Below are 20,080 nucleotides of genomic sequence, written 5' to 3'. Positions count from 1 at the left end.
CGGAACGGCGAACTTCGTTGCCGTTCCGGCAAGCGCGACCGAACCGGAAATGCACGTCGCCCCGCTCCCGGCCGAGGGCCATGAGAGCGGGGCGACGTCGGGGCCGGGCGGCCGCTACGCGGCGGCGGGGACCACCTGGCGGTCCTCGACGGTGGTCGCGTCATCCAGGGGGGACGCCGAGGCGTGGTCGTAGGCCTGCCGGTCGAGGATCTTCTCGCGGGCCGAGACGATGACCGGGACCAGCGCCTGGCCTGCCACGTTCGTGGCGGTGCGCATCATGTCCAGGATCGGGTCGATGGCCATGAGGAGGCCGACGCCCTCCAGCGGGAGGCCGAGCGTGGACAGGGTCAGGGTCAGCATGACGGTGGCGCCGGTGAGGCCGGCCGTGGCGGCCGAGCCGATGACCGAGACGAAGGCGATCAGCAGGTAGTCGCCGACGCCGAGGTGCACATCGAAGATCTGGGCGATGAAGATCGCGGCGATGGCCGGGTAGATCGAGGCGCAGCCGTCCATCTTCGTCGTCGACCCGAAGGGCACCGCGAAGGAGGCGTACTCCTTGGGGACGCCGAGGCGCTCGGTGACCTTCTGGGTGACCGGCATGGTGCCGACCGAGGAGCGGGAGACGAAGGCGAGCTGGATCGCGGGCCAGGCGCCCTTGAAGAAGTGCAGCGGGTTGACCTTGGCGACGGTGGCCAGCAGCAGCGGGTAGACGCCGAACATCACCAGGGCGCAGCCGACGTAGATGTCGGCCGTGAAGGTGGCGTACTTGCCGATGAGGTCCCAGCCGTACTCGGAGATGGCGTAGCCGATGAGGCCGAGGGTGCCCAGCGGGGCGAGGCGGATGACCCACCACAGGGCCTTCTGGAGCAGCTCCAGGACGGCCTGGCTGAGGGTGAGGATCGGCTGTGCCTTCTCGCCGAGCTTGAGGGCGGCGACGCCCGCGACGGCGGCCATGAAGACGATCTGGAGGACGTTCAGCTCGGTGAACGGCGTGATGACGTCGGTCGGCACGATGCCGGTGAGGAAGTCCAGCCAGGAGCCCGCGTGCTCGGGCTTGGCGCCGTCCTGCGGGGTGAGGCCGGTGCCCGCGCCGGGGTTGGTGACCAGGCCGATCGCCAGGCCGATGGCGACCGCGATCAGCGAGGTCGCCATGAACCACAGCAGGGTGCGGGTCGCCAGGCGCGCGGCGTTGTTGACGTTCCGCAGGTTGGTGATCGAGACCAGGATCGCGAAGAAGACCAGCGGGGCGACGGCGAGCTTCAGCAGCTGGACGAAGATCGAGCCGATCTTGTCGAGGGTGGTGACCAGCCAGCCGACATCACCGCTGCGGGCGGCCCAGCCGAGCAGCACGCCGAGCACCAGGCCCAGCAGGATCTGCGCCCAGAACGGCACTCTGGGCAGGCGTATGGATGACAACGGACACACTCCGAGGGCAGGAAAAGGCAGGGGAAGTCAGGGGGACGACGTCGGGGGGAGAAGAAGCGGACAGGGGTGAACCAGGAGTCCGTGCTTGGATCTCCGGCCGCTGGGACGGGGGGACAAGCGGTCAGCGGCGGCGACAGGCCGCCGACCGGCAGCGGCAGAGATCGATGTGCAGGCGCGCCACGAGCGGAACGCTCGTGGTGATTCGGGGCGCGGCTGCTGTCGTCATGACGAAAACATTAACACCCTGGCTTTGAGTTCCCCATAGGCAAGCTTTTACACACGGCGGCGGAAGCGAACAACGCCCCGCCGGCCAGCGGGAGCTGGCCGGCGGGGCGTCGGAGGTGTGTGAGGAGGGTTACAGGGCGGGTGGGCGGCCGAGCGCGGCTCAGGCGCTGTCCTCCTGGCCCTGGTTCGCCGCGAGCCGCTCCTTGGCGCGGTCCACCCGCTCCGAGACCTGGGCCGCCATGTCGTCGCGCTGCTTGCGCAGCAGAACGAAGCTCAGCGGCGCCGAGACGACCAGCGCCAGCAGCACGACCCAGAAGAGGTTCGCGTTGCCGAGTCCGGAGGGCAGCAACCGGAAGTACACCAGGCCCCACATCACCAGAAAGCAGCCCGCGAAGATCCCCAGGCGCATGGCGGTGTAGCGGAACGTCGCGCTCGGCTTGAAGGACACGGCCCGTCTTCTTTCTGTTCTGCTGGGAAAACCTGCCCATCCAGTGAATCACGGCCCGCCGAGCGCCCCGGCGACGACCCTGAGATCCGTCGTCAGACGCGCATGGCCTGCGGCGTCTCGCGCCGGTCCGGGTCCGGTCCGTCGTACTCGCGGATGATCTCGTAGCGGGTGTTCCGCTCCACCGGCCGGAATCCCGCGTCCCGGATCAGCTCCAGCAGGTCGTCGCGGGTCAGCTTGTTCGGCGTGCCGTAGTTGTCGGCATCGTGAGTGATCTTGTACTCGACGACCGAGCCGTCCATGTCATCCGCGCCGTGGTTGAGCGCGAGCTGGGCGGTCCGTACGCCGTGCATCACCCAGAAGACCTTCACATGGGGGATGTTGTCGAACAGCAGCCGTGAGACCGCGAAGGTCTTCAGCGCCTCCGCGCCGGTGGCCATGGTGGTCCTGGCCTGGAGCCGGTTGCGGATCTTGCCGTCCTTCATGTCCACGAAGTCGTGCTGGTAGCGCAGCGGGATGAAGACCTGGAACCCGCCGGTCTCGTCCTGGAGTTCGCGCAGCCGCAGCACATGGTCCACCCGGTGCCGGGGTTCCTCGACATGCCCGTACAGCATGGTGCACGGGGTCTTGAGGCCCTTCTCGTGCGCCAGCCGGTGGATGCGCGACCAGTCCTCCCAGTGGGTCTCGTGGTCGACGATGTGCTGCCGGACCTCCCAGTCGAAGATCTCCGCGCCGCCGCCGGTGAGCGACTCCAGGCCGGCGTCGATCAGCTCGTCGAGGATCTCGGAGGCCGGCAGCCCGGAGATCTTTTCGAAGTGGTGGATCTCGGTGGCGGTGAAGGCCTTCAGGGACACCTGCGGAAGGGCTTCCTTGAGCGCCTTCAGCGACCGCGGGTAGTAGCGCCAAGGGAGGGTGGGGTGCAGGCCGTTGACGATGTGCAGCTCGGTGAGGTTCTCGTTCTCCATCGCCTTGGCGAGGCGGACGGCCTCCTCGATGCGCATGGTGTACGCGTCCTTCTCGCCGGGCTTGCGCTGGAAGGAGCAGTACGCGCACGAGGCGGTGCACACATTGGTCATGTTGAGGTGGCGGTTGACGTTGAAGTGCACCACGTCACCGTTCTTGCGGGTGCGCACCTCGTGGGCCAGCCCGCCGAGCCAGGCCAGGTCGTCGCACGCGTACAGCGCGATGCCGTCCTCGCGCGACAGCCGCTCTCCGGCGCGGACCTTGTCTTCCAGTTCGCGCTTGAGACCCGCATCTTCGATAGACGCAGTCATGCGGCCGCCTCCCATATGTCTGCTTTTGTAGGCCTTTGCTTGAGTGACCTTCTGAGCCTACGCCTCGACGTCGTCGGGCAGTTCGCCGACCCGGTTCTCCCACTTGGTGGACAGCACGATCGTGGTACGCGTTCGGGCTACGCCCTTGGTGCGGGACAGCCGGCGGATGGTCCGCTCCAGCCCGTCCACGTCGCCGGCGCGCACCTTGAGCATGTACGAGTCGTCCCCCGCGATGAACCAGCAGTCCTCGATCTCGGCCAGCTCGCGCAGCCGCCCCGCCACGTCCTCGTGGTCGGCGGCGTCGGAGAGCTGGATGCCGATGAGGGCGGTGACCCCGAGGCCGAGGGACGCGGCGTCGACGGTCGCGCGGTAGCCGGTGATCACACCGGCCGCCTCCAGGCGGTTGATCCGGTCGGTGACGCTGGGTCCGGACAGGCCGACGAGGCGGCCGAGCTCCGCGTAGGAGGCCCTCCCGTTCTCCCGCAGGGCCTGGATGAGCTGCCTATCAACCGCGTCCATATGCCGCGCGCCTTCCATTATTCAGAGATACAGCAAGTTTACACATATAATCTAAGGCATCAGGGCATGGCACCCTCTGAATCCCGCAGAACCTGCGGGCGAGCCACGCGTCAGGGCGACGTGGCGGTGCGGCCCGCTAGCCGTCTCCGGCCCCACCCCGGAGTTCCCCCTCCCACCGGCGGTACAGCTTGTGCGGCACCCCTGCCGCGTCCAGCACCCGCCCCGCCACGAAGTCCACCAGGTCCTGGATATGGGTCGCCCCCGCGTAGAACGCGGGCGAGGCGGGCACCACGACCGCGCCCGCCTCGTCCAGCGCGACCAGGTGACGGAGGGTCTGGCCGCTCAGCGGCGCCTCGCGCACCGCCACCACGAGCGGGCGCCGCTCCTTGAGCGTCACGCTCGCCGACCGCTGGAGCAGGTCCTTCGACAGGCCGAGCGCCACCCCCGCCACACACGCGGTGCTCGCCGGGACGATCAGCATCCCCTTGACGTCATAGCTGCCGGAGGACGGGCCCGCGGCCAGGTCCCCGGCCGCCCAGTGGCGTACGTCCGCCACGTCCACCCGCGCCTCGAAGGCGTCGGGCGTGCCGTCCGCGCCCCGCGCCAGCCAGCGGCCGAGGTCCTGGCGCCAGTGCGCGTCCCGGAAGGAAATCCCCGTCTCGTCCAGCAGCGTCAGCCGCGAGGCCCGGCTGACCACCAGGTCGACGGCCTCCCCCGCGGCCATCAGCGCGCGTAGCACGGAGGCGGCGTACGGCGTCCCGGACGCGCCCGAGACACCGACCACCCAGGGCCGGCGCCGTCTCACTTCTTCGTGCGGCCTGTACGGCTCATGCGGCGGCTCCACATGACGAGCCTAACCGGCGCGTCTCACAGGCTCAGTCCCCGCACCAGCAGGTCGAGCAGCGCGCAGCAGAACAGCGCGATCCCCACGAAGCCGTTGACCGTGAAGAACGCGCGGTTCAGCCGGGACAGATCGCCGGGCCGCACCACCGAGTGCTCGTACCAGAACGCCGCCGCCACGATCACCAGACCGAGCCAGAAGAAGAACCCGGCGTCCGTGGCCAGCCCGTACCAGCCCAGCAGCAGCGTGGTGACGACATGGCAGACGCGCGCCCCGTACAGTGCCCCGGCGATGCCGAAGCGGGCCGGCACCGACTTCACCCCGTGGGCCCGGTCGGCCGCCACGTCCTGGCAGGCGTAGATCAGATCGAAGCCGCCGATCCAGATGCCGACCGCGAGGCCGAGGATCACCGCGTCCCAGGACCACTCCCCCGTGATCCCGATCCACGCCCCGACCGGGCCCATGGCCTGGGCGAGGCCGAGGATCGCGTGCGGGAAGTTCGTGAAGCGCTTCCCGTACGGATAGACCACCATCGGGGCGATCGCGACCGGCGCCAGGGCCAGGCACAGCGGGTTCAGCAGCGCGGCCGCGCCGAGGAAGACGGCGAGCGCGACCAGCGCGCCGATCCAGGCCGAACGCACCGGCACCACGCCGGTCACCAGCTCGCGCCCCGCGGTGCGCGGATTACGGGCGTCGATCTCCCGGTCGATGATCCGGTTGCAGGCCATCGCGAAGGTGCGCAGCCCCACCATCGCGACCGTGACCAGCAGCAGCCGCAGCCAGTGGACCGTGCCGTCCCACAGCTCCATCGCGGTCAGCGAGGCGATGTAGGCGAAGGGCAGCGCGAAGACCGAGTGCTCGATCATCACCAGCCGCAGAAAGGCGCGGACGCGGCCGGGCGGCGCGGGCTCGGGGCCGAGGAGGTCGGGGGTGGCCGAATTCGCACTCATCGGGCCTCCCCGGCGGGGGCGGGGAGCAGGCCCGCGCCGCCCGCCTCCGTTCTCGACGCGCCTGTCACAGCCCGTACTCCTTCCATCGCCTTGTCACCCGTTCGGCCGTGTCGGGGTCCGACTCGACCATGTGCGGCCAGCCGCCGTCGCGCGTATAGCCCTCCTCGGGCCACTTCGCCGTGGCGTCGATGCCCGCCTTGCCGCCCCAGAACTGCTGGTACGAGGCGTGGTCGAGATGGTCGACGGGGCCCTCGACGACGGTCAGGTCGCGGGCGTAGTCGGTGTTGCCGAGCGCCCGCCAGGACACCTCGTGCAGATCGTGGACGTCGCAGTCGGCGTCGACCACGACGATCAGCTTGGTCAGCGACATCATGTGCGCGCCCCAGATGGCGTGCATCACCTTCTGTGCGTGCTTGGGGTATTTCTTCTCGATGGAGACGATCGCACAGTTGTGGAAGCCGCCCGACTCCGGGAGGTGGTAGTCCACGATGTCCGGGATGATGATCTTCAGCAGGGGGAGGAAGAACCGCTCCGTCGCCCGCCCCAGCGGCCCGTCCTCGGTCGGCGGGCGGCCCACCACGATCGACTGGAGCAGCGGGCGCTGCCGCATCGTCACACAGTCGATGGTGAGCGCCGGGAAGGGCTCCTGCGGGGTGTAGAAGCCCGTGTGGTCGCCGAACGGCCCCTCGGGCAGCGTCTTTCCGGGCTCCAGCCACCCCTCGATGACCACCTCCGCCTGCGCCGGGACCTGGAGCGGCACCGTCTTGCAGTCGACCATCTCGACCCGCCGGCCCTGGACGAAGCCCGCGAAGAGGTACTCGTCGATGTCCCCGGGCAGCGGCGCGGTCGAGGCGTACGTCACGGCGGGCGGCGCCCCGAAGGCGATCGCCACCGGCAGTTTCTCGCCACGCCTGGCGGCCACTTGGTAGTGGTTGCGGCTGTCCTTGTGGATCTGCCAGTGCATGCCGATGGTGCGGCGGTCATGGCGCTGGAGCCGGTACAGGCCCAGGTTCCGGGCCCCGGTCTCGGGGTGCTTGGTGTGCGTCAGGCCGAGGTTGAAGAAGGACCCGCCGTCCTCGGGCCAGGTGAACAGCGCGGGCAGCGCCTCCAGGTCGACGTCGTCGCCGGTGAGCACCACCTCCTGGACGGGCGCGTCCTTCACCTTCTTCGGCGGCACATGCGCCATGGCGCCGAGCTTCCCGAACGCCTCGCGCAGCCCGCCGAAGCCGTGCGGCAGCTCCGGCTTGACCAGCCCGCCGATCTTCTCGCCGATCTCCTCGTACGAGCCGAGCCCGAGGGCCTTGAGGAAGCGGCGGTCGGTGCCGTAGACGTTCATCGCCAACGGCATCGACGAGCCCTTGACGTTCTCGAAGAGCAGCGCCGGGCCACCCGACTTGTTCACCCGGTCGACGATCTCCCCGATCTCCAGATACGGGTCGACTTCGGCCTTGATGCGCCTGAGGTCTCCCTCGCGGTCGAGCGCCCGCAGAAAGGAGCGAAGATCGTCATAAGCCATGCGTCCCAGTATCCGGTACGCACTACTCTGGATCCGTCATGGGGCCACGCACGGCCCCCCATCGTTCCCCGGGGACCGGCCATCATGCTCAGGTATCTGCCCTTCCTGCTCATCCTGGCGCTGTGGATCTACGCCTTCATCGACTGCCTGAACACCCCCGAAGAGGAAGTGCGCCACCTGCCCAAGGTGGTCTGGGTGCTCATCGTGCTGCTCTTCGGCGAGGTGCTGATCGGTCCGATCGCCTGGCTGGTGGCGGGCAAGAACCGGCCCGCGCACGCGGGGGCCGGCGGGGGCGCCGGCGGGGGTTCCCCGGCCGGACGGCGACAGCAGCAGTGGGTGGCCCCGGACGACAACCCCGAGTTCCTCAAGTCCCTCAAGGATGAGAACAAGAAGGACGAGTCGCTGCTCAAGGACTGGGAGGCGGACCTCCGCCGCCGCGAGGAGGAGCTGCGCCGCGAGAAGGAAGAGGGCTCGGGGGACGCCAAGGAGTGAGCCCTTAAGGGCGACGTGAAGAGGCGTACGGGCCGGTCCGGTCGGCCCGTACGCCTCTTCACATGTGCCCGGCAGTACCGCCGTCGCTACGGGCGCTGGTCCGGCCTGTCCACGACCGCCCGCTTCAGGACCGCGGCGGTGCCGATGACCTGCCCGGCCCGATAGTCGTCGCCGTCCTCGAGCGCGACGTTGCGCTCACCGAGGTACTCCCCCGTCTTCTCGTTGAAGATCAGCTCCTCGCGGATCGCGGAGTGGCCGGAATCGACCCGCGCGACGGCGACCCCGTGCCGCCCGGCGGCGTCCACGGCGTCGGGGACCACCACCACGCCGGGGATCTTCGCCGCCGCGCGATAGAGCGCGGCGCTCACCTTCGGCGGCATCAGCGACTCGCTGATGAGGTCGCCGACGAGGACGAACGCGTCCTGGTCCGGCGACCGCTCGCGGTCCTTGCGCTTCTCCACCGTGCCGTAGATCCACTTCAGCATCCGGTCGGGGTCGGTGGGGAGGGCCTGGAGGTAGCGGTAGCTGGTCGACCTGTCGTAAGCGAACTTGCCAGAGGCGGGGGCGGGCTCCAGGGGCTGGTGCGCGTTCTCCTTCCGGCCGGGCTCGCGCAGCAGCCCCGTGTGCAAGCCGTCCACCGACAGCCAGATCTCCCGGCGGTGCAGCGGGTCCAGCTTGGCGGGCCCGCCGTTCTCCTGGGTCGTGAAGGCCACCTTGCTGTCGATGTAGACGTACTGGTCGTCGCGGATGCCCCCGTCGGCCGGCGGCTTCTCGCCCGGCTTGCCCGTCGGCCTCGCCGCGGAGCTCGCCGACGAGTGCGCCGCGGACCTCTCGGCGACGGTCGCGATACGGCCCAGCACCTCGGGCGCGTTGTCCCGGGTGTCCCCGTTGACCCGCGGCGCGAAGGCGTACGTGGCCTTGCCGTCGGGGCCGACCCGCACCCCTTCGCCGTCGTTCGCTCCCGTCACCGCGATGCCCCCGACCACGGCGAGCGCGAGGGCGCCGGCGAGGGCGGGGCCGAGGGCGGCCGGGCGCAGCCACGGCCTGCGCGGTTCCTGGGCCGTCCTGGCGTCGTCCTGCCGGATCTCGTGCATCAGGTGCTCCTTGAGGAGGCGGTGACGGCCCGGCGGAAGATCTCTCTCGGGGAGAGTCGGGATGTCGTTCATCGGTTTCCCTCCTGGATGGGCCTGGCCGCGGGCGTGCGGCCGTCTCTCACCTGTGCGCGGTGGAGGGCGGGTTCCCGGTTGTTCTTCGCCGCGGCCTTCTCGGGGGCCTTCTCCGCGGCCTTCTCTGCGACCTTGCCCGCCGCCTTCTCCGCCGCCGCGGCGAGCTTCTTGCGGGCCCGGGACAGCCGTGAGCGCACCGTGCCCACCGGGATGCCGAGGGCTTCTGCGGCGGCCGCGTAGTCGAGGCCGGACCAGACGCACAGGGCGAGGACTTCGCGCTCGGGTCGGCGCAGTGCCTTGAGCGCGGTGGTCACGGAGGCGAGCAGCTCGGCGTCGTCGATGCGGGAGGCGACGTCGTCGGCGAAGTCGCGGACGGCCTCCTGGCGGGGCAGCCGGTGCACGGCGGCGGTGTGGCGGCGGGCGGCACGCCTGACGTTGCGGACGGTGTTGGTGGCGATGCCCAGCAGCCAGGGCCGCAGGCTGCCGCCCTCGGGGTCGATCCTGGCGCGCAGGCGCCAGGCTTCGAGGAACGTCAGGGACACCATGTCCTCCGCCGTGGACCAGTCCCCCGTCAGGCGGTAGGCGTGGTTGTACACGGAGCGGGCACAGGCGTCGAAGAGCGCCCCGAAGGCTTCGGGGTCCCCGTCTCTGATACGGGCACGAAGATTCTTCTCCACGACCGGGGACTGTCCGCGCGACGAGGGCCGGTTCCCGTGACGATGCTCACGGGAACCGGCCCTCGGGACGGCGGCGGGTCAGACTCCGGCGTAGGAGTGCTTGCCGGTGATGAAGATGTTGACGCCGTAGTAGTTGAAGAGGTAGCAGCCGAACGCGATCAGCGCGAGGTAGGCGGCCTTGCGGCCCTTCCAGCCGGCGGTGGCGCGGGCGTGCAGGTAGCAGGCGTAGGCGACCCAGGTGATGAAGGACCAGACCTCCTTGGGGTCCCAGCCCCAGTAACGGCCCCAGGCGGCCTCGGCCCAGATCGCGCCCGCGATGATCGTGAAGGTCCACAGCGGGAAGACCGTGGCGTTGATGCGGTACGCGAACTTGTCGAGGGTGGCGGCCGCGGGCAGCCGCTCCAGGACGGACGCGAAGCGGCCGGGCTCCTCGCCCTTGGCGAGCTTCTCCTCGTGCCGGTCGCGGAAGAGGTAGAGCAGCGTGGAGACGGCCCCGATGTAGAGGCACGCGCCGGAGATGATCGCGCAGCTGACGTGGATCCACAGCCAGTACGAGTGGAGGGCGGGAACCAACTGGGCGCTGTCGGTGTACAAGACAGAGACAGCGAGACCGAGGTCGAGGAGGACCGTGGTGACGAGGGGGAGCCCGATCCAGCGCACGTTCTTCTTGAGCACGAGGAGCGTGAGATACGCCCCGACCGCGACCACGGCGAAGGTCGTGGAGAACTCGTACATGTTGCCCCAGGGGGCGCGCTGTACGGACAGGGCGCGGGTGAGCACGGCGCCGACGTGCATCAGGAAGGCGAGCACGGTGAGGCCGACGGCGATCCGGCCGTACAGATCGCCCTGCTCGGTGCCGCCCGCGGCGCCTGGCCCGTCGGGGACGTCGCGGGTGCCCGCGGCGGAGCGGGTGACGACCTTGGGGCGTTCCAGCACGGCGGTGCCGCCGCCCTGGGCGGCCCGCACGGTCACCTTGGTGGAGGCCGTGGAGGCGGCGGAGTCGGCGGTGATGGCGGCTGCGGTGCGGCCGACGGCGCTGCGGCTGCCGAACACCCACTCGGCGATATGGGCGAGGAAGGCGAGGGTGTAGACCGCCATGGCCGAATAGATCAGCACATTGCTGAACTGGGCCAGCGACTCATTGGTTTCGGCAGCGAGGTTCACGCGCGCGCTCCTTCGGCAGGATCAGCGGGTTGTGCGGTGTCGGTCTCGGCTTCGGCGGTGCCGGTTTCCGGTTCCGGGCCCGCTTCAGGTTCGGGGTCCTGGTCCGGCGCGGGCGGAGCCTCGGACTGGAGTGCCACGGCGAGGTCGGCGAGTTCTTCGGGAAGCTTGGCGGACTCGCTGCGGCCGAGCCCCGCCATCTCGACGACGGTGACGCCGTCGGCTCCGGTCTCCGCGCGGACCCACACCCGGCGGCGCTGGATGAACAGCGAGCCGGCGAGACCGATCAGGGCGGCGACGGCACCCACGAGCGCGTAGTCATTGCCCGGCCGGTGGGAGATCTGGAAGGTGGCCCAGGTCTTGATGCCCTCGAACTTCAAGGTGCCGGCGCCGTTCGGGAGCTTCATGGTGTCGCCGACCTTGAGCGCGTCCGCGAATGGCGCCCCGTCCGACTTCTTGAACTGCTTCATCCGGGAGGTGTCGAGTTGGTAGACGTTCTGCGGGAGCCCGCCGTCGATCCCCAGGCTGCCGCGGTAGGCGGTCAGGATGAGCGCCGGATTGTCCAGCGCCGGGAACTGGGAGAACATCGTGCCCGTGCTCAGGTCGAGGGTCGGCACGAACTGTCCCTGGAAGCCGATCTGGTCCTTCTTACCGCTCTTGTCGCGGTAGTCAGGCACCTTGATCACCACGTTCTCGGTGAGGTTGACCCCGTCGAACGGCAGCGAGGCCACGGCGCCGCGGTAGGCGATCTTGCCCTGCCCGTCGCGGACCGTGACGACCGGGGCGTAGCCGTGGCCCAGCAGATAGACCTTGGAGCCCGCGACCTCCAGGGGCTCATTGACCTTGATCGAGGTCTTGTGCTCCTTGCCGTCCGCGCCCTCCCAGTAGGTGACATCGGCGCGGAAGGTGCGGGGGGTGCGCTTCTGCGGGCCGCTGCGCTCGTAGGTCGCCGTGAAGCGGTCCAGCTTGAAGCCGAAGGGAGCGAGGTTGTTCTTGTCGAAGAGCGATCCGGACTTGAAGTCGTCGTACTGCACCAGGCTGTTGGAGAAGCCGTCGCCCTCGACGACCAGCTTGCCGCCCTCGGCCTTGTACAGCTGCCCGACGGCGAAGGCCACCAGCATCACGATCAGCGCGATGTGGAACAGGAGGTTGCCCGCCTCGCGCAGATAGCCCTTCTCGGAGGCCACCGCGCCACCGACCGTATGGGTCCGGAAGCGGCGCCGCTTCATGACCCGCTGGGCGGCCTCCAGCACCCGCTCCGGCTCGGCCTCGGTGCGCCAGGTGGTGTACACGGGCAGCCGGGTCAGCCGGCGCGGGGCGCCCGGCGGGCGGCCGCGCAGCTGGCCGACGAACTGCCAGGTGCGCGGGACGATGCAGCCGATCAGCGAGACGAACAGGAGGATGTAGATCGCCGAGAACCACACCGAGCTGTAGACGTGGAACAGCCCCAGCTTCTCGTAGATCGGCGAGAGCGTCTCGTGCCGCTGCTTGAAGTCGTCCACCTTGACGGGGTCGATGCCCGTCTGCGGGACCAGCGAGCCGGGGATCGCGCCGAGCGACAGCAGGAAGAGCAGCAGCAGCGCCACCCGCATCGAGGTCAGCTGGCGCCAGAACCAGCGGGCCCAGCCGATCGGCCCCATCGAGGGGACGTTGATCTCCTCGACCGGGGCCGTGGACAGCTGTGCCCCCGCCGCGCCGAGCTCACGCTCGTCGGCGGGGCCGGCGGCCTTGCCCGAGGGGCCGTTCTCCGTGGCGGTGTCGGTATCGGTGGTGGACATCGATCAGATCCCAACGTTGAAGCGCAGGGCCCAGGCCTGCATATCGCCCATGATGCTGTCCCAGATACCTGTGAGGAGCAGCACCCCCAGGGCGACGAGCATGCCGCCGCCGATCCGCATCACCCAGACGTAGTGCTGCTTGACCCAGCCGAACGCGCCGAGCATGCGCCGATAGGCGATGGCCACGGCGATGAACGGCAGTCCGAGCCCGAGGCAGTAGGCGACCATCAGCAGGGCCCCGCGACCCGCGCTCGCCTCGTTCAGGGCCAGGGCGTTGACCGCGGTGAGCGTGGGGCCCAGGCACGGGGTCCAGCCCACGCCGAACAGGGCGCCGAGCACCGGGGCGCCCACCAGCCCCATCCCGGGCTTGATGTGAAAGCGGAACTCCCGCTGCCCGAAGCCCTTGAGCAGCCCCATGAAGGCGAGGCCCATGACGATCGTGACGACCCCGAGCACCTTGGAGAGCGTCTCCTTGTGCTCCTGGAGCGTCCAGCCGAAGTTGCCGAAGAGCGCGCCGGCGGAGACGAAGACGGCGGTGAATCCGAGCACGAAGAGCGAGGCGCCGGCCAGCATCCGGCCGCGCTTGGCCTGGCCGAGATCCGTACCGGTGACGCCTGTGACATACGACATATAGCCGGGCACCAGCGGCAGGACGCAGGGGGAGAAGAAGGAGACCAGTCCGCCGAGGACGGCGATCGGCAGCGCCACCAGCAGCGCCCCGGTCAGGACGGTCTCGTTGGCGCCGGGGACGGCGGCGGCGAGGAGGCTCACGCCGTCACTTCTCCTCGATCAGCGGCTTGAGCATCTTGCGCAGGCTCTCCTCGCTGAGCGGGGTGAGCGCGCGGGCCGCGATCCGGCCCTGCCGGTCCAGGACGATGGTCGTGGGGATGGCCTGCGGGTTGAGGCTGCCCTTGGGGAAGCGCAGCATCTGTTTCCCGATCGGGTCGTACAGGCTCGGGTAGTCGACCTTGAATTCCTTCTCGAACTGGATCGCGTTGGCCGGGTCGGGGTCACGGGTGTTGATCCCCACGAACCGCACCCCGTCCGCCTCGGTGTCCTTGGCGACCTTGACCAGGTTGGGCGCCTCGGCCCGGCACGGCGCGCACCACGAGCCCCAGATGTTCAGGACGACGATCTTGCCCTGGTAGTCGGCGACATCGAGCTTGCCGCCGTCGAGGGTCTTGCCCGCCAGCTCGGGGGCGTGCTTGCGGTCGCCCTTGGCCACGGTGTCCACCCCGCCGGTGCCCTGGATGAACTTGGTGTTGCTGGAGCCGCCCGAGGCACCGCCCGCTCCACAGGCGGAGAGGGTCAGGGCGGCCACGGCGGCTCCGGTGGCCAGCACGGTTGCGCGACGGCGGGTCGCGAGGCGCCGAGGGGCGCGGCAGGCACTCATGTGAAAAGTTTCGCATGCGCCTTTCGGGGATCTTCGGCACCCCCCTCAGCCCTGCTTTCGGCCTTGCTTTCGGGCTCACTCCCGACGCCGCCGGGACGCCGCCGGCCCGCCCGTTCAGGCGGTCGCGGCGCTCCACTGCTGGCCGACGTCGAGCGTGCGCAGCTGCGCCAGCACCGCGGGGTCCTGGGCGTCCATCCAGTCCGTGAGCTGCCGGAAGGACACCAGCCGGACGTCCTTGTGCTTTTCGTCCGCGATGTGCTTGATCGCTTCCTCGATGGCATCCATATAGATGCCGCCGTTCCACTGCTCGAAATGGTTACCGACGAAGAAGGGGGCGCGGTTTGTCTCATAGGCCCGCTGGAAACCGGCTATGTACGCCTCGGTGGCCTGCTTGCGCCAGCCCGGGTAGTTGGCCGGCGGGGCTTTCGTCGAATTCCGCGACTGATTGGCCAGGATGTTGTAGTCCATCGACAGGACCTCGAAGGAATGCCCGGGAAACGGTATCTGCTGGAGCGGGAAGTCCCAGATGCCCTGCTTCTTCGAGGGCCACACCTGGCGCCCGCCGGGCGAGCTCGCGTCGTAGCGCCAGCCGAGCTCCTTGGCGGTCGGCAGCAGGTTGTCCTGGCCGAGCAGACACGGGGTGCGGGCGCCGACGAGCTCCTTGCGGTAGTCGAAGGGCAGCGGGTCGAGGTCCGTGAACCCCGTGTTCGTCCGCCACTTCGTGACGAACGACACAGCCTGGTCGATCTCCGACCGCCACTGGGCGGGCGTCCAGTTGGCGACCGTGCCGCTCCCCGCGCAGAAGTGGCCGTTGAAGTGGGTGCCTATCTCATGGCCCTCCAGCCATGCCTCGCGCACGTTCTGCAAGGTCATCCGCACGTGGTCATCGGTGAGATAGCCGATGTCGGAGGCGCCGGCCGGGTTGTTCGGCGGCCGGTACAGGTTCTTCTTCGACTCCGGCAGGCAGTACAGCCCGGACAGGAAGAAGGTCATGCCCGCGCCATGGTCCTTGGCGAGCTTGCGGAACCGCGGGAAGAGGCCGTTGCCGACCTCCCCCGCCCCGTCCCAGGAGAAGACCACGAACTGCGGCGGCTTCTGGCCCGGCTCCAGCCGCTCCGGCGCGGGCGGCTGGTTCGGCTGCTTCCCGGAGTACGCGGTCGAGCCGTCGCCGATCGGCTGGAGCGTCGGCCTGGCCTGGGTCGTCCTGCCCGCCCGCGGCCTGGAACCGGAATCCGACGAGGAGCAGCCGGCGACGGCCAGCGACGCCACCGCTCCCGCTCCCAGACCGAGAATCCCCCTCCGGCTGATCTCCCGCATCACGCGTCCTCAATTCACTCTCGCCGTATCCGACGTCCGCAAGGTGTCGCGGACGCCCGGTGAGATGGCGATGCGAATACCGAGGTTCCCGGTCAGCACCACCGAATTGAATTGTCGACGCGCTGTCTCCGATCCATTACACGCCGGTTATGCGCCGTAGCCTTTGGCGGCGCCCTTCACCGGCTTGGCCCCCGCGAGCAGATGCGCCGGGACCAGATCGCGGGCCGGCTCGCTGTAGCCGACCGAGACGATCCGGTCGCCGCGGTAGGTGAAGCTGGTGAGGCTGGCCAGCGTGCACTGCCGCTTGCGCGGGTCGTGCCACAGCCGCCGCCGCTCGACGAAGCTGCGCACGATCCAGATCGGCAGCTGATGGCTGACGCAGACCGCCTCGTGCCCGCGCGCCGCGTCCCGCGCCACGCCGATGGCCGCCATCATCCGCACGACCTGGTCGATATAGGGCTCGCCCCAGGAGGGGCGGAAGGGGTTGGTCAGATGCTTCCAGTTGGCGGGCCTGCGCAGCGCGCCGTCGCCCACGCCGAAGGTCTTCCCCTGGAAGACGTTCGCCGCCTCGATCAGCCGCTCGTCGGTGGCCACGTCCAGGCCGTCCGCCTTGGCGATCGGCGCCGCCGTCTCCTGCGCCCGCTCCAGCGGCGAGGCCACCACATGCGTGATGTCGCGGTCGGCCAGGTGCTCGGCCACCCGGTCGGCCATCCGGCGGCCGAGCTCCGAGAGGTGGTATCCGGGCAGCCGCCCGTACAGCACCCCCGTGGGGTTGTCGACCTCGCCGTGCCGCATCACATGCACGACGGTGATGTCGTTGTCGCTCTTCGTCATGGGGCCCATCATTCAGTCGCCTCGGCGGCGGCCCGCGCCGCCCCCGGCAAAGCCTCCGCCACCCGCTCCAGCGCCCGCTCGTCGTGCGCCGTGGACAGGAACCACGACTCGAAGGCGGACGGCGGCAGGTAGACGCCCTGGGACAGCATCGAGTGGAAGAAGGCGGTGAACCGGAAGGCCTGCTGCGCCTTCGCCTTCTCGTAGTCGGTGACCTCGTCACCGGTGAAGAACACCGAGAACATGTTTCCGGCGGCCTGCACCCGGTGCTCGACCCCCTCCTTGGCCAGCGCCTCGGTCACCAGCGCCCGCAGCCGCGCGGACGCCGCGTCCACCGCCGCGTACGCCGCGTCGTCCAACAGCCGCAGCTGGGCCAGGCCCGCCGCCGTGGCGACCGGGTTCCCGGACAGGGTGCCCGCCTGGTACACCGGGCCGGCCGGGGCCAGCCGCGCCATGACGTCGGCGCGCCCGCCGAACGCGGCGGCCGGGAAGCCGCCGCCCATCACCTTGCCGAAGGTCAGCAGGTCGGGCTCGACGCCGTCGAGCCCGAACCACCCGGCCTTCGAGACCCGGAAGCCGGTCATGACCTCGTCGGAGATGTACAGCGCGCCGTGGCCCGCGCACAGCTCCTTCAGCCCCGCGTTGAACCCCGGCAGCGGCGGCACCACGCCCATGTTGCCCGGCGACGCCTCCGTGATCACACACGCGATCTCATCCGGGTGCGCCGCGAAGGCCGCCCGCACCGCGTCCAAATCGTTGTACGGCAGGACCACCGTGTCCCCGGCCTGCGCGCCCGTCACCCCCGGCGTGTCCGGCAGCCCGAAGGTGGCCACCCCGGACCCGGCCGCGGCCAGCAGCGCGTCCACATGCCCGTGGTAGCAGCCCGCGAACTTGATCACCTTCGCCCGCCCGGTGAACCCCCGCGCCAGCCGGATCGCCGACATCGTCGCCTCGGTCCCCGAGGAGACCAGGCGCACCTGGTCGACGGGGGCGACCCGCGCCACGATCTCCTCCGCGAGCGCGACCTCCCCCTCCCCCGGCGTCCCGAACGAGGTCCCCCGCGCCACGGCGGCCTGCACCGCCGCCGTCACCTCGGGGTGCGCATGGCCGAGGATCATCGGTCCCCACGAGCACACGAGGTCGACATACTCCCGGCCGTCGGCATCGGTGAGGTACGGACCGGTACCGGACACCATGAACCGGGGCGTACCTCCCACGGCGCGGAACGCCCGCACCGGAGAATTCACGCCGCCGGGCGTCACGACGGCCGCGCGGTCGAAAAGCGTCTGCGAAACTGGTGCTGCGTACGGATAGCTCACGCATGCCATGTTGTCAGAGGCTGACTAAGAACTGCCGTCGGGCGTTTCACACGACTGGCGCGGGGGAGGTCTCTGACACGATGATCGGGTTGCGCGGCAGGTAGCCGCGAGTGGTCGGGTGGAGATATGCATCGCGGTGGCGAACTCGGTGAAGGGACCGACGACCGAGGTCCCGAGCGCGCCCGCCCCGGACGCCATAGGCGCGGGGACACAAGCGGGGCGCACAGGGGCGGGAGCGGTCGTATGGGGGTGACCTACAAGTACTTCGGCGCGCCCGACGGCGCGACCGCCGCGCGGGTCCCCATTTCCATGCGCCCCGAGGAGCTCGGCGGCGACGAGCTCGGTCATGGCATGTTCACCAAGATCAAGCCGGAGACCGTGGCCGCGATGGTCCTCACCGGCATCGAGGGCGTCCCCCTCCACAAGGTGCCGCCACTCGAACTCGTCGTCCTCCACCCCGACTACGCCGTCGTCAAGCTCCCCATGACCGCCGTCGACCCGCTCCGCGGCGTCGGCGAGGAGGCGGTCGGCGCCGCCGCCTTCATCTGGTCCACCGTCCCCGACCGCGGCGGCCCCCGCGACGCCTTCACGGTCTACCGGCTGCTGCACGAGTGGCAGGACTTCTCCCACCGGCTGCACGAGGCGGGGCACCAGCCGTACTGCCTGGTCTGGCCCTGACCTGGAGTTTCTCGCGGTTTGGGCGGGGCCTTCGGGTCCCGCCCTCGTCATGGCTCTCTGGATGTACGGTCCCCATCGCTCGGGTCGACCGCAGGGGTGCCCGGGGCGGTGCCCCTTGTTGAGTGATCCCGGGAGCCGGGATCGGTGCCGGCGCGCAGTTCGTGCCGGACCTGCCGCCACGCACGGATGATGTGTGGCAGCTTTGAGAGCACCTCGCTGATCTGCGCCAGCAGTAGCGTGACGCAGCCGAAAGCGGCGAGAATGACGAGGGTCACTTCGTCCCACTTCACCGGGCGGCCTCTACCTTCTGCTGGGCCGCCCCGCAGCGCTCGGGCCGCTGCACAGGGGTGCGGGCCAGTATTTTGCCAGTGCTTCTGGGCATGTCGACACCTCGCGCCACCCCGGCCGGCACTTCAGGTCACATTCCTGGTGAGCCGCTGATGTGAGTGTGCGGAGTCGGGTGGAACCACGCCCATGTGCGGCTTCCTCGGGTGCCGGGGCCCGCAGGAAAATGCCGCCCACCGACTCTCCGCGAGCCGGATGCAATGAAGGTATGCCCTGGTGCAAGGGGGTTCCCGACCCCGGGCCCGGCAGCGAACGAGCGGGCCCGGGTGGCGCGCTAGCCGAGTAGGGCCTGGCGGGAGATCCAGTCGAGGACGTCTGCTCCCAGCCGGTCGGGCGCTTCGAGCAACGCGGCTTCCACCGCCGCGAGGTCTGTCAGCGCCTCGGGTGCGCCCGACCTGTCCAGCACGGCGAGACGCTCCATTGCCGAGGCGACAGCGCCGGGCCAGCCCGGCATACCGAAGTGGACAGGAACCTTGAACGCGGCCGAAGTGGCTCTGTGCAGCAGCCCCGCGCGCCAGCCCTGCTCACGCATCACTTCCGCGGTGAACCAGACCCGGTCGTCGACGTGCTGGACAAGCTCCGCCACGGATTCGGACACCGTCCGCAGCGCGAAGCGCGAACCGCCGGCCCACGGAAGGTTCACGTCCGAGGCGACGGCCACGAACGCGAGCAGCACCTCAGGCCCGTCGTCCCGCGCGGCCACCAGCGCGGCGCGGGCCCTGCGGTACAGATCGACGCTCTGCGCGAAGATCTCCCCGTCGCTCGGCCCGTCGTCGGCCGCGTGGATCGCGTCCAGCGGCCCCTCGCGCCAGGCGTCGGCCACCAGCCCGACCGCCGCCGCGCTCACCAGGGCATCCGTGTCGTCGGTGTCGATGCCGAAATACGCCAGGACAACGGGCGCCTGCTCCTCGATGCCCGTGAGCAGCGAGTGCTTCTCCTCGGCCTCGGCCCTTCCCAAGAGAGCCGCGAGCCGAGGCGACAGGGGTTCGGGCTCCGGCCGCTCCACGGTGATTCCGTGCTTCGCCAGATCCTCGAAGACGGCGTCCGGTCCGCAGTCGATGTGTGAGGAGTCATGGCGTCCCGAGCAGCCTTCCAGGCACTCGAGCTCCTCGCACATCTCCGGTTCTTCGGGCTGCGCCTCGTTGATGAGGTGATAGGCGAGCCGCTCCGCCACCGCCTCCCGCGCTGTGATCATCGCCAGGTCGAGCCGGAACGCCTCGTCCCTCAGCTCTGGGTCCTCGCGCTCCGCAGAGGTTGGTGGCTCCGGCGCCTCCTGGACCCAGGCGTACGCCGACTCCAGCGAGACCAGCAGCCAGGCGACCCGCAGCGGCTCGGTGTCACCGTCCCGGGTCAGCCCGGCCACGGCCTCCGCGGCCTGCCGCGCACTGTGGAGCCGGGCGAGATGCCGCTCACGCACCGGCAGCCAGGCCGCGGACTCCGTTCGGGCCCGCTCGGCGTCCTGGGTCAGCGCGGCGTCACGGGCCCGCCGCGCCCGGGCGACCAACCGGGTCAGACAGGGATGGCAGCCGAACAGTCCCGACTCGGGAGTCGGCCCGAGTGGTACGGGCGGCCGATCCTCAAAGGGCTTGTCGCAGAGGCAGCAATCCAGCGCCCCCACCTGGCGGGAGGTGGGGACAGCCGGCAGTGCGGACCGGATCACGGCATAGGCATATTTAGGGATGTGCACGGGGGGCAACTCCTCGGGAAACGGCGCCGGTTCGCTCACGA

General features: G+C 69.9%; 20 protein-coding genes. 2 read left to right on the top strand and 18 right to left on the bottom strand.

All coding sequences use genetic code 11. The features are described from left to right. Nucleotides 1–114: 114 nt before the first annotated feature. The 7 genes from ABTY62_RS33480 to ABTY62_RS33450 all read right to left on the bottom strand — a co-directional run bounded on the left by ABTY62_RS33480 (nucleotide 115) and on the right by ABTY62_RS33450 (nucleotide 7,195). Nucleotides 115–1,416, bottom strand: a complete 1,302-nt coding sequence (locus ABTY62_RS33480) for a dicarboxylate/amino acid:cation symporter (protein WP_352133174.1) — start codon at nucleotides 1,414–1,416, stop codon at nucleotides 115–117. Nucleotides 1,417–1,810: 394 nt separating this feature from the next. Then, the gene (locus ABTY62_RS33475) at nucleotides 1,811–2,098 is read right to left on the bottom strand and encodes a DUF4229 domain-containing protein (protein WP_352133173.1); all 288 of its coding nucleotides are present in this window, start codon (nucleotides 2,096–2,098) and stop codon (nucleotides 1,811–1,813) included. A gap of 92 nt (nucleotides 2,099–2,190) precedes the next feature. Further along, nucleotides 2,191–3,369 carry an aminofutalosine synthase MqnE gene (mqnE, locus tag ABTY62_RS33470; RefSeq protein WP_352133172.1) on the bottom strand — a complete coding sequence of 393 codons (1,179 nt, stop codon included), beginning with the start codon at nucleotides 3,367–3,369 and terminating at the stop codon, nucleotides 2,191–2,193. A 57-nt stretch (nucleotides 3,370–3,426) separates the two neighbouring features. Then, entirely contained in the window at nucleotides 3,427–3,888 is a 462-nt protein-coding gene (locus tag ABTY62_RS33465; RefSeq protein WP_352133171.1) for an Lrp/AsnC family transcriptional regulator, read from the bottom strand. A 136-nt stretch (nucleotides 3,889–4,024) separates the two neighbouring features. Beyond that, on the bottom strand, nucleotides 4,025–4,693 hold the full coding sequence (locus ABTY62_RS33460; protein ID WP_352133252.1) for a UbiX family flavin prenyltransferase: 669 nt from the start codon (nucleotides 4,691–4,693) through the stop codon (nucleotides 4,025–4,027). 62 nt (nucleotides 4,694–4,755) lie between these two features. Beyond that, nucleotides 4,756–5,679, bottom strand: a complete 924-nt coding sequence (mqnP, locus tag ABTY62_RS33455) for a menaquinone biosynthesis prenyltransferase MqnP (RefSeq protein ID WP_311726555.1) — start codon at nucleotides 5,677–5,679, stop codon at nucleotides 4,756–4,758. A 64-nt stretch (nucleotides 5,680–5,743) separates the two neighbouring features. Further along, nucleotides 5,744–7,195 (bottom strand): menaquinone biosynthesis decarboxylase, encoded by a 1,452-nt coding sequence (locus ABTY62_RS33450; RefSeq protein WP_311726554.1) that lies wholly within the window; start codon nucleotides 7,193–7,195, stop codon nucleotides 5,744–5,746. 84 nt (nucleotides 7,196–7,279) lie between these two features. Here ABTY62_RS33450 and ABTY62_RS33445 point away from each other — a divergent pair, with 84 nt between their 5' ends. Beyond that, on the top strand, nucleotides 7,280–7,687 hold the full coding sequence (locus ABTY62_RS33445) for a PLD nuclease N-terminal domain-containing protein (protein WP_352133170.1): 408 nt from the start codon (nucleotides 7,280–7,282) through the stop codon (nucleotides 7,685–7,687). An 86-nt stretch (nucleotides 7,688–7,773) separates the two neighbouring features. Here ABTY62_RS33445 and ABTY62_RS33440 read toward each other — a convergent pair whose 3' ends face one another. From ABTY62_RS33440 to hemL, 9 genes are all read right to left on the bottom strand, one after another. Beyond that, on the bottom strand, nucleotides 7,774–8,853 hold the full coding sequence (locus tag ABTY62_RS33440) for a CU044_5270 family protein (RefSeq protein ID WP_352133169.1): 1,080 nt from the start codon (nucleotides 8,851–8,853) through the stop codon (nucleotides 7,774–7,776). Further along, nucleotides 8,850–9,530, bottom strand: a complete 681-nt coding sequence (locus tag ABTY62_RS33435) for an RNA polymerase sigma factor (RefSeq protein ID WP_352133168.1) — start codon at nucleotides 9,528–9,530, stop codon at nucleotides 8,850–8,852. The genes ABTY62_RS33440 and ABTY62_RS33435 overlap by 4 nt, the downstream gene beginning before the upstream one ends. A gap of 78 nt (nucleotides 9,531–9,608) precedes the next feature. After that, the gene (gene ccsB / locus ABTY62_RS33430; protein ID WP_352133167.1) at nucleotides 9,609–10,694 is read right to left on the bottom strand and encodes a c-type cytochrome biogenesis protein CcsB; all 1,086 of its coding nucleotides are present in this window, start codon (nucleotides 10,692–10,694) and stop codon (nucleotides 9,609–9,611) included. Next, entirely contained in the window at nucleotides 10,691–12,469 is a 1,779-nt protein-coding gene (resB, locus tag ABTY62_RS33425) for a cytochrome c biogenesis protein ResB (protein WP_352133166.1), read from the bottom strand. Before resB ends, ccsB begins: the two co-directional genes overlap by 4 nt. A 3-nt stretch (nucleotides 12,470–12,472) precedes the next feature. Further along, nucleotides 12,473–13,240 carry a cytochrome c biogenesis CcdA family protein gene (locus ABTY62_RS33420; RefSeq protein WP_352133165.1) on the bottom strand — a complete coding sequence of 256 codons (768 nt, stop codon included), beginning with the start codon at nucleotides 13,238–13,240 and terminating at the stop codon, nucleotides 12,473–12,475. A gap of 4 nt (nucleotides 13,241–13,244) precedes the next feature. Then, nucleotides 13,245–13,862, bottom strand: a complete 618-nt coding sequence (locus tag ABTY62_RS33415) for a TlpA family protein disulfide reductase (protein WP_352133164.1) — start codon at nucleotides 13,860–13,862, stop codon at nucleotides 13,245–13,247. Between the two features lie 114 nt (nucleotides 13,863–13,976). Further along, on the bottom strand, nucleotides 13,977–15,179 hold the full coding sequence (locus tag ABTY62_RS33410; protein ID WP_352133163.1) for a polysaccharide deacetylase family protein: 1,203 nt from the start codon (nucleotides 15,177–15,179) through the stop codon (nucleotides 13,977–13,979). 147 nt (nucleotides 15,180–15,326) lie between these two features. Continuing rightward, entirely contained in the window at nucleotides 15,327–16,013 is a 687-nt protein-coding gene (locus ABTY62_RS33405) for a histidine phosphatase family protein (RefSeq protein ID WP_352133162.1), read from the bottom strand. 8 nt (nucleotides 16,014–16,021) lie between these two features. Then, complete coding sequence (hemL, locus tag ABTY62_RS33400) at nucleotides 16,022–17,338, bottom strand: glutamate-1-semialdehyde 2,1-aminomutase (RefSeq protein WP_352133161.1); 1,317 nt, start codon at nucleotides 17,336–17,338, stop codon at nucleotides 16,022–16,024. A 117-nt stretch (nucleotides 17,339–17,455) separates the two neighbouring features. Between hemL and ABTY62_RS33395 the strand changes: the two genes are divergently transcribed. Further along, nucleotides 17,456–18,007, top strand: coding sequence for a hypothetical protein (locus ABTY62_RS33395; protein WP_352133160.1), 552 nt, complete (start codon nucleotides 17,456–17,458; stop codon nucleotides 18,005–18,007). Between the two features lie 47 nt (nucleotides 18,008–18,054). On the opposite strand, the gene ABTY62_RS33390 is transcribed toward ABTY62_RS33395, so the two are convergent. Both ABTY62_RS33390 and ABTY62_RS33385 read right to left on the bottom strand, forming a co-directional pair. Beyond that, nucleotides 18,055–18,297, bottom strand: coding sequence for a hypothetical protein (locus ABTY62_RS33390; RefSeq protein ID WP_352133159.1), 243 nt, complete (start codon nucleotides 18,295–18,297; stop codon nucleotides 18,055–18,057). Between the two features lie 329 nt (nucleotides 18,298–18,626). Continuing rightward, the gene (locus ABTY62_RS33385; RefSeq protein ID WP_352133158.1) at nucleotides 18,627–20,078 is read right to left on the bottom strand and encodes a hypothetical protein; all 1,452 of its coding nucleotides are present in this window, start codon (nucleotides 20,076–20,078) and stop codon (nucleotides 18,627–18,629) included. Nucleotides 20,079–20,080 lie beyond the last annotated feature (2 nt).

It is taken from the genome of Streptomyces sp. NPDC097640 (assembly GCF_040302705.1).
Lineage (GTDB): Bacteria > Actinomycetota > Actinomycetes > Streptomycetales > Streptomycetaceae > Streptomyces.
Note: the sequence above shows the minus strand (reverse complement) of the source record. Positions and strands in the feature narration are given on the sequence as shown.